Source organism: Mucilaginibacter sediminis (genome assembly GCF_051903035.1).
GTDB lineage: Bacteria > Bacteroidota > Bacteroidia > Sphingobacteriales > Sphingobacteriaceae > Mucilaginibacter.
The window spans coordinates 1,819,015-1,835,165 of the sequence record NZ_CP170602.1; the positions used below are offsets into that span (position 1 = coordinate 1,819,015).

The window sequence follows — 16,151 nt, forward strand, 5'->3', positions numbered from 1 at the left end:
CCCGGTTTTATATTTCCTGGGTTAATTACAATTTCAGTTCGCCCCAACCCTGCCGGTAAGTACGGCGGATGTATTGGTTGGCGGGTTCAAAGTTGGTTACGCGCATGTTTTCGCCGTCCCAATTCAAGCCGGTGTACCTGCCGCTGAATTTGTAGCCTTCCATGTTGCCATAAACCGGGTCGTTGCGTTTTATTTTCTCGCGCAGGTTAAAGGTGCGCAACAGCAGGTTGCCCATGAGCACTGTTTCGGTAAGCGGGCCCGCATAACCCACAAATGGCGAATCAACTTCCATTTTGCCGTAGCCGGCTATACTGGCATCAACCCATTGCCACCAATGGCCATCCATCCCACCAGCAACGCGCGGGTACTTTTCGGGTACGTTTATATCCTTGTTTAAGGTCAGCGGCAGCAGTCGGGGGTGACTGCCTCCCCAACCACAGGAAACTTTTCCTTTGGTGCCTATAAATAATGTACAGCCTTCAAAATCATTTTCGCCGGGAAAATCGCCCAACGCTTCATTCATGTTTAAAGCAGGGTCAAGCTCGTTAAGGCGTTCGGGCGTTATGCCGCCATCCATCCAATGCAGATCGAGGTTTTTACCGTTTTGCTGTTTAAATTTAAACTTGATTGAACTGGATACCGGCCCGCTTTCGGGGTAAATACCTTCCTTAAAAATGCCGCTGTAAACGGTGCTGGCGCTGCCCGAGACTTCGGTTGGGTAACCCAGGCCAAGCAGTTTAAAAGGCGGCCCCATAATGTGGCAGCCCATATCGCCCAGCGCGGCGGTGCCAAACTCCCACCAGCCGCGCCAGTTAAAGGGCACCAGGTTGTCAATATAGTTGGTTTGCTTTGCAGTACCCAGCCACAGATCCCATTTGAGTTCTTTAGGAATTGGCGGACTTGTTTTTGGCCAGGAAATGCCTTGCGGCCAAACCGGCCTGTCGGTCCAGCAATATACTTTCTCAATGTCGCCTATCAGGCCGGCTTCAAACCATTCGCGCATGGTGCGCATACCATCGCAGGATGCACCCTGGTCGCCCATTTGAGTTACCACCTGGTATTTTTCGGATGCCTGGGTTAGTATGCGGGCTTCGTAAATATCGTGTGTTAATGGCTTTTGCAGGTACAAATGTTTTTTCAGCTGCATAGCGCTCAGCCCAACCAAAGCGTGGTTATGATCGGGTATGGCCACGGTTACGGCATCAAAGTTTTTATGCTGTTTATCAAACAACTCGCGCCAGTCATGATAATAAGGCGCTTTGGGGAACTCTTTGCGGCGCGGCGCAGCCTGCCTGTCGTCAACATCGCATAAAAAGGCTATAACGGCATTCTTTTTAGGCGCGGTAGCAAAATGCTTAATATCGTTCTCAGCCTCGCCGCCGCAGCCTATTGCAGCAATGTACAGTTTATCGCTTGGCGCCGTGTAGCCTTTGCCACCCAACACAAAACGGGGTACGATATAAAAACCTGCGGTGGCTATAGCGGCTTTTTTTATAAAGTCGGCCCGGCTTATGCCATTGTTGCTTTTTGTGTCATCCAATTGCTCCATGGTTATTATTTATGCAATGGTTTAACAGCTACTTCCTTAAAAAAAACCACATCGTCATCGCCATGGTTTTGCAAGCCTATGTAGCCCTCGTTAGGACGGGTGCCGCGGAACGGTTCGAAATCGAATTTACGCGCAGGTGTTGGGTCGCCCTCTTTATAGTCGGTTACTTTTTGGCCGTTAACAACAACAATAGTTCGCGGGCCATCCAGTGTAATTTCCATGGTATTCCATTGCGGACCGGGCTTGCCGGGTTTGGCCAATGGTTTGGTAAGTGAGTACAGGGTGCCGGTAATATGATAGTCGTCCTCCTTCGAGGTTTCGGGGTGGTTGTCTATCTGCACTTCATAGCCATAAAATACGGGCATCCATTCCTCGCGCGGTTCCAGCGGTATGCGGATGAATACGCCCGCATTACTGTTAAACTTTTGCATTTTGTAAACTACCCGGATAGTGCAGTTGCTGAATTTTTCCTTCGTCCAGTACAATAAGCCCATGCCACCGTGGCTGCCGGTTAAGCCATCCTTTACATAGCGGCTGCCTTTGCCAACCTGTTTCCAGCCGTTAAGGTCTTTACCGTTAAAAAGCTGTCGCCAGCCATCTTTATTTTGCGCTTTGGCATCCGTTGAAAATAAAATAATAAGTGATAAACAGGCCAACAGGCCTTGTTGAAAATGCTTTTTGATCATGGCAGACAGGAATTAAATAGCTTGTAACTGGTTATACTAAGGTAGAGATATTTATTTGAAAGATGCAAGGAAACCTTTAGACTGACACAGGGCAAACGCATCTAATTGGGTTAACATAACTTAACATATTTTAGATATATTTTTATATAAATATTTGACAGTCAATATTTTGTCTTTTTGCATGGTTAACACTAAACTGATCGCGCAATCCATTAACTATTAGATGCATTTGCCTTGTAGACTGACATGTTTATCACCAATTTATCAACCCGCGCGCGGTGTAATAAACCAGTTATCACCCCTTTTTAAGACTGCGGATTTACGGCAAACCAACTGCAATTCAAACAACAATATTAATTCCCCGATGGTATATCAAGGGGCACGCCCTCTTTTAAAGGAACGCCAAAATCGGGCGATCCATCTTTTTTCCAACCAAATTTTTGCGCCCTGGGCGACCGGTCATTACCACAGCCCTGGCCTGGTTTGGAGTTGGCGTGGTACAATATCCAATCCTCCGTTCCGTCAGGAGATTTAAAGAATGAATTGTGGCCGGGTGCATAAACACCATTTTCCGGCGATTGCTTAAACACCGGTTGGACCGACTTTCTCCATGATGCGGCATCCATTAAGTTACTGTTTTTTGATGTCGTGAGCATACCAAGGGCATAATAATCCGTCCAGCAGCCGCTGGCCGAGTATACCAGGAACAGCTTATCGTTATGTTTTAAAATCTCGGGACCTTCGTTTACGTTAACATGCGGCGGGTTTGATTGCGCGCCCAGGTCGCCATACTTTTCCCAGTCAAATTCGGGGCTTGATATTTTTACCCGCGGGCCTTCAATGGTGCAGGCATCTTTCATTTTGGCGATGTAGATGTTTTGCTGCACATTAACATCGCCTTTCCAGCCCGCCCAGATCATGTATAACTGTCCCTTATTTTCAAATACCGATACATCGATGGCCCATTTGTTGGTGCTGTCGCCTACTTTTCCTTTAAATGTCCAGGCACCTTGTGTAGGATCAGTGGCGGGATTTTCGAGCACATAAATCCGATGGTTGTTGTTATTGCCATCATCGGCAGCAAAATACATATACCATTTGCCTTTTATAAAATGAAGCTCGGGCGCCCAAAGTTCCTTTGAATAGTTTGTGCCCGCCGGTGGCACCCAGATTGTTTTTTTAACGGCTGTTTTTAGCTGCGTGATATATTTAGTTTTCCAGATAGCCAGGTGACTACCTGTTGAATTGGTATAATAGTAAAAGCCATCTTTGTAAATAACCCAGGGATCGGCCCCGGAAGGCAGCAAAGGATTGGTAAAAGTTTTTTGCTGGGCAAAGGCCGATTGGGTCACAACCATTAATAAAAGGCAGATTTTTATAATGTTTTTCATGCCCTAATATAGAACACAATTTTTTATATAATTTATAACCGTCCTCTTTCATCTTTGGAGGCATTATCATCTTTTCGTTGAACCTTGTTTTTTGAGCCAAATGACCGATAATAGGTAAGCTTGATAATGGGAAAGTTCCTTGACTCGCCGTTATACCGTACCCATACCTGCGAATTAAAAGCATCGCGGGTAAGGTGGCCGATATAAGCGTAATAGCTTGCCGATGATAACAGATCGGTAACTGATAGCTGAAAACTGCCTTTATTATTATCCAGCTCCTTTTTTATCCCCAGGTTCAGCATCCCGTTTCCGTTGCTTCTTGAGGTAGCATAATACGCCGGTGAATAGGCATAACCGGAAACCTCCACCGAAATGCTTTTAGGAAGTTTAAACGTTTCGCTAAAATCAACCGACCCGGCAAAGTAGGTTTTGATAAAAGTTTGCGGCGTATAGTCCACTTTGTATTGCCGCCAGCCGCCAACAAAACCATAACGCCCCTCCCACCAGCTTGTTATTTTTACCGGGACGCTGGTTTGCAGGGTAATGTTATTTTGATAAGGTGCGTTTTGCGGGGCAAGGTAAACCAGCCCTTTAGATGGCCCGGTAGAAATTTGCGTTTGTAATATCACATCTTTATCGCGGCTGAATAAAATTGAAAACTGGTAATCATGGTAATTATAAGCCAGTTTAATATTATCGGTAATGGTAGGTTTTAACGCAGGGTTGCCGGTAAAAACAGATACCGGGTCATTATAAGTTACGTACGAAGCCAGGTCGCTGTACGACGGGCGGCTGACGCGTTTGGTATAGGATAACTGCAACTCGGAATGATCATTAAGTTTCCGCGTAAAAAACACACTCGGAAACAACTTCTTCAATTTCCGGTCGATATCATATTGGGCATTGCTGGCGTTATCGGTACTGTTGTGTGAGTATTCATAGCGTGCGCCAATAGTAAGACTGGTAGCGGTATCCAGCTTCGCATTCAAAGTTGCGTACCCCGCGCCAATCACCTCCTTTGTAACCAGGTTATTGGATACCCCTACACTGCTTAGTACCCATTGGCCGTTTTGCATGTTTTCTATCCCGGATACACTGTTGCTTCGGGTAAAGGTGCCTTTTACCCCTGCTTCTAATTTCAGGTTTGGGTTTATTTGTTTTGAGTAATCTACTTTAAGTACCGATACTTTTATAGCGGTACTGGCCAGGTCGCGCTGGCGGGGGGCATACAGGCTGTCGCCGGCTCCGGCCAGGTTACCATAATTATCAACAAAGGTGCTTTCAACATTAGTTTGCCCGTTGTTTTTGTAATAAATATAATCGGCGTCAAAATTTATTTTTTCGCCTTTACTTAGTTCCCGTTCCAGGTAAATGGAGCCAATGGTATTGTAAGTGTGATTAATGCCATCGAGGTAGGAATTGAACAGCAAAACAGAATCGGGCTTAAGGGCATAATGGCCATGGTTGTAATTATTGTTGTGGTTACTTCCCGCCGCAAAATAAATACTGGCGCCAAGGGTTGTCTTTTGATTAGGCCGGATGTCGGCACCAATTTCAGCATCCTGGTATTTGGCTATTGGTTTGGCAAGCCCTGTGTACAGAAACTCGGTTTGGCCACCTATGGCTGGTACAGTTTCCGTCCCACCTGCAAACAATTCACTATGCCCGCGATCATGAGCATACGAATAAGAAGCGCGCAGGCCCGCCTTACCCGTATTGTGGTTGATTGAGACATTTGCCGAGCCCTTTTCGCCCCGGCCATATCCTGCCGTGGCCGTAACAGACCCGCTTGTACCTTGCTGTTTATTTTTTTTGGTAACAATGTTAATAAGCCCTGCATTGCCGTCGGCGTCATATTTGGCGGGCGGGGTATTTAATAGCTCTATTTTTTCAATATCATCAGCGCTTATGCCGTTTAGTAAAGTAAGTACCTGCGGCATCGACATCCGCATCAGCTTGCCATCCAGCATAACCATTACTCCCGCCTTCCCGTTCAGGGTAATGCTGGTGTTTTGGGGATTGACGATTACGCCGGGCGAACGTTGCAATACCTGTAAAACCGAACTGCCTTTTGTTAGTATACTGCTTTGAACATTTACTACCATCCCACCGGGCTCCTGCTGCACCAAAGGCTTATCGGCCCTGATCGTAACCTCGCTTAATTGCCTGGATGCCCCTTTTAGCCCGATAATGCCCAGATTTTTGGCTGGCCTTATGCCGGCAAGCTCAAATACTGGCGACGACCATGTTTCATGAGTCATATCACTTACTTTGACAATGTACCGGCCCTGGCTAACAGGTTCAAACCTGAAAGCACCTTTATCGTCGGTAAGCGCCGATTTTATCAGCGCGTTATCGGTACTATCCAATAATATCACCGTTGCAAATGAAACAGGTTGCCCGGTAGCGTCCACAAATTTTCCCGATACCTGGGCAAACAATGCCTTGCAAAAAAAAGTTAGTAAGCTGATGATTAAGTATTTCATAGGTCAATTTCAAAAGGTTGTATGACCAAAGGAATACAAACCAACTACCGCAGAAAAATCCGATTGACCAGTGTACTACCTTGATTGACGAAATACATTACAAGCGCCGAAGTTGATTAAAACGGTCCGTATTTATTATAATTTACCGGTTATACACCAATAGGTGCATTTGGTCAATTAATTAAGGCCGTTGAGATTACGGCCATTAAAAAATAATTCATTTAGCTGTATCTTTAGCTATGCCTCAAATTCAATCTAAACAAAACTGGCTTATCAGGTATAAGTTATACCACCTGCCTTTTTGGTTTTTATACAATTACCTGTGGTGGGTATTTTCCCAGGGCGATCCTATTGGCGTGGCGCGCAGCATCTTTTTCTCTCCCTACACGATAAAATTTAGCTTTTACCTGGTATTCCAGGCTTTAGCGGCGTATTTTAACCTGTATTTTTTGATGCCACGTTATATGGAAAAGGGCAAATTTGCGCAATACATAACTTACGAGTTATTAACCATCATCGTGGCTGCCATGCTGATTGTTCCGGGGTATTTTTTAAGCGCCATTCTATCGGGTAAAACAATGGATGATTTATATGGTAGCGGGCCTCATAACTTTTTTACCCTTTTCCTGGCCAATCCGTTGCCATCAATAGTGGCCAGCAGCACTCTTGCCATGAGTATTAAGCTTACTAAAACCTGGGCACAAACGCAAAAAAGGCAACAAATGCTGGAAAAAGAGAAGCTTGAAACCGAGCTTAAATTTTTAAAATACCAGTTTAACCCTCATTTTTTGTTTAACAGCATCAATTCCATATTTTTCCTTATCCACAAAAATCCCAATATGGCTTCGGCTTCGCTGGCCAAATTCTCTGAATTGTTGCGGCATCAGCTTTATGAATGCAACGACCAGCAAATCCCCCTTCAAAAAGAAATATCCTATCTTGAAAATTTTATCGAACTGGAAAAGCTGCGACATGATACCGAAGTGCAAGCTGATATAGCGTTGACAACACCTTTTGCCGGCAGCCTGGGCATCGCTCCCTTTATTTTGATGACGTTTGTAGAAAACGCTTTCAAGCACGTATCGGCCCATGTAAATGGCGGCAATTGGATCAGCATAAAACTTGAACTGGAAGGGCAGCGGCTTAGCTTATTTGTAAGCAACAGTACAGCCCCCGGCGAGGCTAACCAGGCGATAAAATACGGCGGTATAGGGCTGGCCAATGTTAAACGGAGGCTCGATTTAATGTATCCTGGCATTTATGAATTGGATATTGACAGCCAACCCGATACTTTTACGGTAAAACTACAACTAACGCTTGCTGTGCTCCAAATATCACCAACCATGCAAATGGCTTAATATGAATATCAATTGTATAATTGTCGATGATGAACCATTGGCCCGCGAAGGACTTGGGAACTACGTACGCGAGGTAGATTTTTTACAGCTGGCCGGCACTTGCGAAAACCCGCTTGAGCTTATGAAACTGCTTGACAGGCAACCCGCCGACTTGATTTTCCTGGATATCCAGATGCCCAAAATGAACGGGATAGAGTTTTTGAAGATTATGCAAAAACCGCCCATGGTAGTTATAACTACCGCCTACCCCACTTATGCGCTGGAAAGTTTTCAGCTGGATGTGCTGGATTACCTGCTTAAACCCATCACCTTTGAGCGTTTTTTTAAGGCGGCCAGCAAAGCCCGGGACTATCACCGGTTGCTAACCAAACCAGTATCGGCAGACATCAATAAAGCCGAAAGGCAGGACGATTACTTTTTTATTAAATGCGGCAGCAAATATGAAAAGGTGCCGCTGGAAGAAATCCTTTACGTAGAAGGCATGCAGAACTATGTGAACATTTTTACGCTGAAAGGTAAATATGTAACCATGCTATCCCTTAAAAATCTGGAGGAAAACCTGGCCGGCAAGGCTTTTATCAGAGTGCACAAATCATACATTGTAGCTATCAACAAAATTGATGGTATTGAAGGCAATGAGATATTTATCCAGGCCAGCAAAATCCCTATAAGCCGTAATTATCGCGAGCAGGTGATTGGGCAGGTAGTTACCAGCAGGCTTTGGGATAAAAAATAACAATCGGCAGTCATAAACGTAAATGACTCCGTAGCCCAGGTTTAAAACGATTTACAAAACGCAGCAGGATAAAATTTAAACCACAAAGAAAACCCAATACTTTTTTGGCACGAAATTGGTATTAACTGAATCATGCAGATAGTACACATCAATACCGAAAAAACAGTTAAACACATCAAAAATTCAATTGTTGATCTGTTTACCAGGGAAGTAATAACCCTTAAGGCTATTCATAAACAATTAATTGGCAATAAACAGGTTAACAACCAGCAATTTACAGGCTTTATTGCCTGATCAGCATATATCACCTACCTATGAAAATGAGCTTCTTTTTTAAGAAGCTTTTTTTGTTTTAGGGGGATTTTTACGAATCCAGACTTGCGAAGTTTTTAAAACTTCGCAAGTCTTCTGCCTCATGTCATCCGCGGGATTTTGGCTTCTATCCAATATCCTGTATCTTTTTATACGCACCTGTATAGCAAAATAACATACACCCGCCGCTACTACCGCCAGCCTCCACCCAATGCCCGGTATAAATTAACGACAGACTGTAGCTCCTGCAGTTTGTCGTTAACACCGCTTAGCTGTGCTGCCAGCAGGTTTTGTTCGGATGTTAATACATCGGTATAATTGGTGGCCGAGCTGTACCGCAATAGCTCCTGTGTATACTCAACCGATTTTTGCAAAGCGATGATCTGCTTACTGCGGGCATCCTGTTTTTCAAGGGCGGTTTGGTGTGCATATAATGCATTGGATACCTCCTGCCCTGCTACCAGCAATGTTTTCTGAAAGCTGTTAAGCGCTTCCTGCTGCTGCGCCTGCGCAGTGCGTAAACGCGCTTTGTTCAAACCCTGGTTAAAAATGGGCTGGGTAAGGCCCGCGGCAATATTGTAAAATATGGAATTGACAAAAAAGTCTTTAAGCTGTAAGGTAGATAAACCTCCCGAAGCTGTGATGGTAAACGAGGGATAAAAATACGTTTTAGCCACGTTGGTATTCTCAAACGCGGCACGGAAAGCGTATTCGCTTTGCTGTACGTCCGGGCGGTTAGTGAGCAGTTGTGTTGGGATGCCCGCCTGTAATTCGGTGGCCATGTTCTGGGTAGCCAAACTGCCGCGGTTTACCGCGCCCGGCGGCCTTGATAACAGGATATCTAAAGCATTTTCGGTTTCGCGGATACTGCGCTTTAAATCGGGAATGGATACTTCGGCGGCATAGCGGTTGGCTTCGCTTTGCACCACAGCGGCCCCGTTTACCACTGCGCCGGCCTTAAGCTCCTTCATGGTCTCCACATCTTTAATGCGGTTTTTGAGGGTTTCCAGTGTAATTTCCAGCTGTTTGTCCAATGCCAACAGGGTAAAATAGTTATTGGCTATGTCGGCAATCAACTGGGTTTGCACGGCCCGCTTAGCGGCATCGGTTTGTAAAAAAGTTGCCAATGCCGCACGTTTTGTGCTGCTTAGCTTCCCCCAAACATCGGCCTCCCATGAGGTTGTTAGACCAGCCTGGTAAGTAGTAGTTAAGGTGTTAACAATGGTACCGGCAGGATAATTTAAGCCTGCCGATGATTGTTTTGACCGGGTTACACTGGCATTGCCGCTTAACGATGGATAAAACGCGGCCTTACTTTGCTGTAATGTTGCCTGCGCCTCCAGTATCCGCTGAACAGCGGTTTTAAGGTCCAGGTTATTATTCAACCCTTCCTGTATCAGCGATCTAAGTATAGTATCGGCAAAAATTTTTTGCCAGGGCATAGCCGCTATCGTGGTAGTATCGTTAGTTTGCCCATCGCGGTAAAGTCCGGTTGTGCCTATATCCGGCCGGTTATACGTTTTCGTTACTTTGCACGATAGCACAACGCCGAATAGCAGCGTAAAGGGCAGTATATATTTAAAACTCCGTCTGTTCATTTTATATCTTTTACTAAATTAACGGGCAGGTACTACTTCCGCCTCATCATCTTCATCTTCGGGTTTTGGTTTACGGCCAACTTTTTCTTGCAGGGATTGAAAAATGATAAACAGAATAGGGATAACAAACACCCCAAATACCGTCCCCACAAACATCCCCCCCACAGCGCCTGTACCTATGGATTTATTGCCATTTGCACCAGCCCCTGTGGAAAACATCAAGGGCATAATACCAAATATGAAAGCAAAAGATGTCATTAAAATCGGGCGCAAACGGGCTTCGGCGCCTGCTATAGCAGCGGGTATTAAATCCATACCTGCCCGGCGTCGCTCCAAAGCAAATTCTACTATCAGGATAGCGTTCTTTGCCAGCAAACCGATGAGCATAATGAGCGAAATTTGCAGGTAAATATTACTGCCGATGTCAAAAATCCAGGCAAAAAGGTACGTACCCGCTAAACCAACAGGCAGCGATAATAATACCGCGAACGGCAGGATATAGCTTTCATATTGCGCACTAAGTAAAAAGTACACAAACACCAGGCAAAGCATAAATATGTAAGCCGATTGCGTGCCGGTGCTCAATTCCTCGCGGGTAAGGCCCGAAAATTCGAAATCGTAACCGGCAGGGAGCGTTTGTTTGGCAACTTCACTAATGGCCTTTATAGCATCTCCTGTACTGTACCCCGGATTTGGCGAGCCGGAAACCGATATGGCCGTAAATAAGTTAAACCTCGAAATAGACTCGGGACCAAACACCCTTTTCAGCGTTATAAACGATGTTATTGGCGCCATGGCACCAGCCGCATTGCGTACAAATATTTTACTCAGGCCAATTTCGTTGGCCCGGTAATCATAATCTGCCTGTACCATAACCCTGTATTGCTTGCCAAAGTCATTAAAGTTTGATGCGTATAACCCGCCGTAATAACCTTGCAGGGTATTTAATACGCCTGTTACGGTTACACCAGCTTCTTTGCATTTTGCCACATTAACATCTACCTGGAACTGTGGGAAGTTTGGATTAAATGATGAATTAAGGTTTTGGATCTCCTTACGTTTTTTTAACGCCGCCTGGAAGGTATTACTTACCTTATACAATTCATCAACAGTATGCCCGCCTTTATCCTGTAGCTGAAATTCAAAACCATCGCTGTTACCAAACCCCTGTAAGGTTGGCGGCGAAAAGTAAAACACGTTGGCTTCCCGCATACCGCTTGTTTTGGCCGAAAGCTGGCCAATAATGCTTTGCAGGCTTTGGCTTTTTTCTTTACGTTGATCCCAGCCCTTCAGCTTCATAATCACCATGGCGTATGCACTGCCCGAGCCGGCAATAAAGTTAAAGCCCACCAATTTAAGCGTATTAACTACCGATGGGATGGTATGGCCGATACTGTCTATCTTATTGGCAACAGCATCGGTACGTTCCATTGACGAGGCCGGCGGCAAGCTGATGGCGGCAAACACTGTCCCCTGGTCTTCATTGGGCACAAAGCTGGATGGGGTTGTTTTTACCAGGTAAATCAGGATGGACGAAAACACCACCACCGCTGCAAGGGCAATCCATTTACGACCTGCCAAAAAGCTTACCGATTTTTTATATTTGTTGGTTACCGCATCAAACGAGGTATTAAACACCACATAAAAATGGTTGATGAAACCATGTTTTTTTGTCCCTTTTTCATGTGGCTTTAAAAATAACGCGCACAATGCCGGGCTTAAGGTTAGGGCGTTTACTGCCGATAGCAAAATGGCTACAGCCAGCGTAATACCAAACTGCTTATAAAATACGCCTGTTGAGCCCGAAATAAACGTAACCGGTAAAAATACCGCCGACATAACCAGCGTGATGGAAACGATAGCGCCCGAAATTTCGTTCATGGCATCTACAGATGCTTTCCGGGCCGATTTATAACCCTGATCGAGCTTGGCGTGCACAGCTTCTACCACCACAATGGCGTCATCTACTACAATACCTATGGCCAGTACCAATGCAAAAAGGGTAAGCAGGTTAATGGTGAAGCCAAACAAGTTGAGGAAAAAGAAGGTACCCACAATAGCCACAGGCACCGCTATAGCCGGGATTAATGTTGACCTAAAATCCTGCAAAAACACAAACACTACTATAAATACCAGGATAAATGCTTCTATCAATGTACTGATCACTTTTTCTATCGAGGCATCCAGGAAACTGTTGGCATCAACCAGGTAAGTTATTTTCATCCCCTTAGGGAATTTTTCGGCAGCGGCCTCCAGGATCTTTTTCGATTCGTTGATCACATCGCGGGCGTTTGACCCTGCTGTTTGGCTGATAGCCACCCCTACCGAAGGCAACCTGTTGGTTTGTATCTCGAAAGAATAATCCAAAGATCCCAACTCAACACGTGCCACATCATTCATACGCAACAACTGCCCGTTACCTACCGATTTGATGATGATATCGCCAAATTCGGCAGCGGTTTTTAGCCGCCCTTTATAGCGGATAACGTACTGGAAGGATTGTTTGCTGTTTTCGCCAAATTTACCCGGGGCAGCCTCTATATTCTGCTCGTTAAGCGCTTCGGTAATATCATCTGGTATAAGATTATAGCGCGACATCACATCGGGTTTTAACCAAATGCGCATCGAATAATCTTTTGAGCCAAACACGTTGGCATTACCAACACCGGTAACCCGCTGAATTTGCGGTACCAGGTTTATTTTGGCATAATTTTGCAGAAAAGTTTCGTCGTAAGTTTTATTCTCGCTGTATAGCGAGAAGATAATCAGGTTGCTGCTCTGACTTTTTGCTACCGTAACACCCGATTGCGTAACCACCAACGGCAGCAAACTTGTAGCACGCGATACCCTGTTTTGCACGTTTACCGCGGCAAGGTCGGGATTGGTGCCCACCTTAAAGTATACGGTGATAGATGCCGAACCATCGTTACTGGCAGATGAAGTCATGTAGGTCATGTTCTCCACCCCGTTTATCTGCTCCTCCATCGGGATAATCACACTTTTGAGCACTACATCGGCGTTGGCGCCGCTATAAAAGGCCTCTACCTGTACAGTAGGCGGTGCAATATCCGGATATTGCGAAATTGGTAAGTTTATTAACCCTAAAATACCCAGTATTACCAACAAAACCGAAATTACGGTGGAAAGTACCGGGCGTTCTATAAATCTTTTAAGCATAGTATAGCTGTTGTAAATGAATTGAGGGATAAGAAACGCTATTATTTAACGCCGCCGTAAACCGACCCGGCGCTAACTTCATTTGGCTTAATTTCGGTACCATCCTGCAGGTTACCCGAACTTTCCAACACAATTTTATCGCCGGCCTTTAAGCCATCGGTAACTACATAAAACTGGCCGGCCGTATTATCCATCACTTTAATGGCTACATTTTTTATTTTATGCTGATCATCAACTACGTAAACAAAGCGTTTGTCCTGTAATTCATAAGTAGCGCTTTCGGGCACTAATAAAGCCGATTTTACAACATTAGGGATGCGTACTACCGCGCTGCTGCCACTACGGATAAGGCCGCGCGGGTTTGCAAAATCGGCACGTACATTGGCTGCGCCGGTTGCGGTGTTAATTAAACCATTCACGGTCTCAACTTTACCGGCATGCTCATAAGTACTGCCATCGGGCAATATGAGCGAAACCGGGGGCAACTGGTTCAATTTGGTTTTAAAAGATGTTTTAGCTGTACTGTCGCGACTAAAACCAAGCAGTTGCTTCTCGTTCAGAGCAAAGTATACGTAAACATTTGAGGTATTGTAAACCGTAGTAAGCGGATCTGTTGTGCTGCTGGTTACCAGGCTGCCCAATTTGTACGGCAACGCGCCTATAACGCCATTCACGGGGCTGGTGATGGTGGTGTACCCTAAATTCACTTTGGCATTTACCAACGCGGCTTTAGCCTGGGCAAGCGCCGCCGCTTTTGATTGCTGTGTATACTCGGCCGATTCCAGTTCATAATGGCTGATAATATCTTTCTCCACCAGTGGTTTTACCTTGTTCAATTGCATTTTAGCCAGTGCCAGATCAGCTTCGGCGGTTTTAATACCTGCCTCAGCAGTACGCACCTCCTGCTCATATTGCGGGGCGTTTATCTTAAACAGCAATTGCCCTTTGGTTACAATGGAGCCTTCATCAACATAAATTTTTTCAACATAACCATCCACCTTCGGCCTTATCTCTATATTTTGCTGCCCCTGTATACTTGCGGGATAATCAACATTTAACGTGGCCTGGCGTGGTTGTACCTGAACTACTTTGTAATCCAATACCTGCTGTCCCTGGCTGGCGGCCTGTGTATTTTTATTACCACAAGATGCAGTTACTAAAACAATGGCCGGCAATAAATACAGGGCATAAAAAAAACGTTTTGTTTGGATTTTTTTGGAAGACAGGATAAGCAACATCATTATAAATTAAAATCATCAACACTACCGCGCACGGCAAAGCAGCCGCTAAATTCGGATATAGTTTCAATATAGATGCTTAAGAGGGCTATATTGTTACAGTAGGACTGAAAGATTGTTTGATTAGATGATTACAAATCGTTTTTTAACGTCTAATACAACTTATCTATAATTAATTTGAATCACTGTGAACCTCATATTCAATGTAAAACTTTTGTTGGTTGTACACCGGCTTAAAAGGCACTTTGGCCCATGCTTCTTTGGCCTGCCCGTCTGGGTCGCAATCAGGGTCATAGCCAATATCCATTACCAGCACGCGGTTTTGCGTGTTTTCTTTTAGCTTTTTATAAAGGTTCACCGCCGGCATTTTCCAACCGTTATTTTTGGTAATATTTGGATCGGTGCGATCGACAGGGATCATGGCTACAAGGTCCTTATGGATGATTTTATCATCAAGGTATTCTTTTAATGTAGCGTTGTGGCTACAGTGGTGGCCCACTTTATACAACACCGTATTGTTCAGCAGGTAATCTAAAGAGAAACCTGCTTTTACTTTGTCCTTATCCCATTTAATATCTTCCCATGAAAGCCAGTTGCCGGTTTGGGCATCGCCAACAAATAATAAAACCTTACTACATTCAACCAGTTCAAAGGCCAGCACCAGGCTGCTATTGTTGGTGTAGGTATCCAGGTAAAGGGATAAGCGCTCGGCCTGGTCAAGCCATTCATCGTCTATGGTACGCCAGGCATTTTTTTTCATCTGGTATTCTTTCGAAAACAATTTTGATGTTAGTTTTCTATCGTGCTTTTTGTCGAATGGAAAATTCCCCTCATCTGAATCTACAGGCTCGCCTGTAAAGTTTTTCATTGCCGATAGATAGCCTTCGGCAAGATTACTTATTGCTGCAAGCTTGGTATCATAAGTTTCATCCTTATTAGGATTAATATCAAACAGCAAATTGCTGTTTCTTGGCGGCCCCAGTACATAAACCTTAACCGAGTTTTGAGGCAGGGCGGGCAAATCCAATACAGATCCCGGCGACAGGTATGAGATGGTTTTACCAAGTTTGCGCAAATTATCAATACCCATTTGCGGCACTACCGGCGGGCGTTTTACTTTCTTTTCGGCTTTTGGTTCTTCAGCATCATCGGCTGCCAGATAAAAACCCAAAACATCACTGATTCGGCTGGAAGCAAGCGAGTGGCTTTCGTTATTATTTTTTGCGAGTTCGGCCACAATTTTTTGGAGGTTATCTGTCACTTTACGCTGCCCGGCAGCAATTTTGCCGGCTTGTTCATCTTTTGGATCATCAAGCCATGATAGCCATACATTATTGATACCGGTTTGCTGAAAAACCCCGAAAGCATGTACATATCCCGACAGGTGATCATTATGCTGGTGCGTACCGACTACAACATCAAGGGGCTTGCCCTCCAAATCGTCCTTAATAAACCCGGCTATAGTTTGAAGCCTTTGCTCAGATTTATCTGAATTGCGAAACGAGCCGCAATCAATTAATACCGAACTTTCGCTCCCATCTTTTTTAAATTTTAACAGAAAGCAATCTCCAAGTTCGCCAACCTGGAACATTTTTATATTTACGCTAAGGTTACTCATGA

The 16,151-nt window shown here is 44.9% G+C and carries 11 protein-coding genes; 3 read left to right on the plus strand and 8 right to left on the minus strand.

Annotated elements, in window-relative coordinates; translation table 11 throughout:
- Positions 1 to 25 precede the first annotated feature (25 nt).
- From ACFGVS_RS07110 to ACFGVS_RS07125, 4 genes are all read right to left on the minus strand, one after another.
- A complete protein-coding gene (locus ACFGVS_RS07110) occupies positions 26 to 1,549 on the minus strand; it encodes a Gfo/Idh/MocA family protein (protein WP_439698039.1) in 1,524 nt (507 codons plus the stop codon).
- Between the two features lie 5 nt (positions 1,550 to 1,554).
- Positions 1,555 to 2,235, minus strand: coding sequence for a 3-keto-disaccharide hydrolase (locus tag ACFGVS_RS07115; protein ID WP_439698040.1), 681 nt, complete (start codon positions 2,233 to 2,235; stop codon positions 1,555 to 1,557).
- 353 nt (positions 2,236 to 2,588) lie between these two features.
- Positions 2,589 to 3,626, minus strand: a complete 1,038-nt coding sequence (locus ACFGVS_RS07120; protein ID WP_439698041.1) for a glycoside hydrolase family 43 protein — start codon at positions 3,624 to 3,626, stop codon at positions 2,589 to 2,591.
- Between the two features lie 32 nt (positions 3,627 to 3,658).
- Positions 3,659 to 6,112 carry a TonB-dependent receptor domain-containing protein gene (locus ACFGVS_RS07125; RefSeq protein ID WP_439698042.1) on the minus strand — a complete coding sequence of 818 codons (2,454 nt, stop codon included), beginning with the start codon at positions 6,110 to 6,112 and terminating at the stop codon, positions 3,659 to 3,661.
- 239 nt (positions 6,113 to 6,351) lie between these two features.
- Between ACFGVS_RS07125 and ACFGVS_RS07130 the strand changes: the two genes are divergently transcribed.
- The 3 genes from ACFGVS_RS07130 to ACFGVS_RS07140 all read left to right on the plus strand — a co-directional run bounded on the left by ACFGVS_RS07130 (position 6,352) and on the right by ACFGVS_RS07140 (position 8,500).
- Positions 6,352 to 7,470: a sensor histidine kinase gene (locus tag ACFGVS_RS07130; protein ID WP_439698043.1), complete on the plus strand. Its 1,119-nt coding sequence runs from the start codon at positions 6,352 to 6,354 to the stop codon at positions 7,468 to 7,470.
- A 1-nt stretch (position 7,471) separates the two neighbouring features.
- Entirely contained in the window at positions 7,472 to 8,206 is a 735-nt protein-coding gene (locus ACFGVS_RS07135) for a LytR/AlgR family response regulator transcription factor (protein WP_439698044.1), read from the plus strand.
- A gap of 132 nt (positions 8,207 to 8,338) precedes the next feature.
- Entirely contained in the window at positions 8,339 to 8,500 is a 162-nt protein-coding gene (locus ACFGVS_RS07140) for a hypothetical protein (protein WP_439698045.1), read from the plus strand.
- Between the two features lie 209 nt (positions 8,501 to 8,709).
- On the opposite strand, the gene ACFGVS_RS07145 is transcribed toward ACFGVS_RS07140, so the two are convergent.
- The 4 genes from ACFGVS_RS07145 to ACFGVS_RS07160 all read right to left on the minus strand — a co-directional run bounded on the left by ACFGVS_RS07145 (position 8,710) and on the right by ACFGVS_RS07160 (position 16,149).
- Positions 8,710 to 10,116: an efflux transporter outer membrane subunit gene (locus ACFGVS_RS07145; protein ID WP_439698046.1), complete on the minus strand. Its 1,407-nt coding sequence runs from the start codon at positions 10,114 to 10,116 to the stop codon at positions 8,710 to 8,712.
- Positions 10,117 to 10,134: 18 nt separating this feature from the next.
- Positions 10,135 to 13,293 (minus strand): efflux RND transporter permease subunit, encoded by a 3,159-nt coding sequence (locus ACFGVS_RS07150; RefSeq protein WP_439698047.1) that lies wholly within the window; start codon positions 13,291 to 13,293, stop codon positions 10,135 to 10,137.
- A 41-nt stretch (positions 13,294 to 13,334) separates the two neighbouring features.
- A complete protein-coding gene (locus ACFGVS_RS07155; RefSeq protein WP_439698048.1) occupies positions 13,335 to 14,534 on the minus strand; it encodes an efflux RND transporter periplasmic adaptor subunit in 1,200 nt (399 codons plus the stop codon).
- Between the two features lie 169 nt (positions 14,535 to 14,703).
- Positions 14,704 to 16,149: an MBL fold metallo-hydrolase gene (locus ACFGVS_RS07160; RefSeq protein WP_439698049.1), complete on the minus strand. Its 1,446-nt coding sequence runs from the start codon at positions 16,147 to 16,149 to the stop codon at positions 14,704 to 14,706.
- Positions 16,150 to 16,151 lie beyond the last annotated feature (2 nt).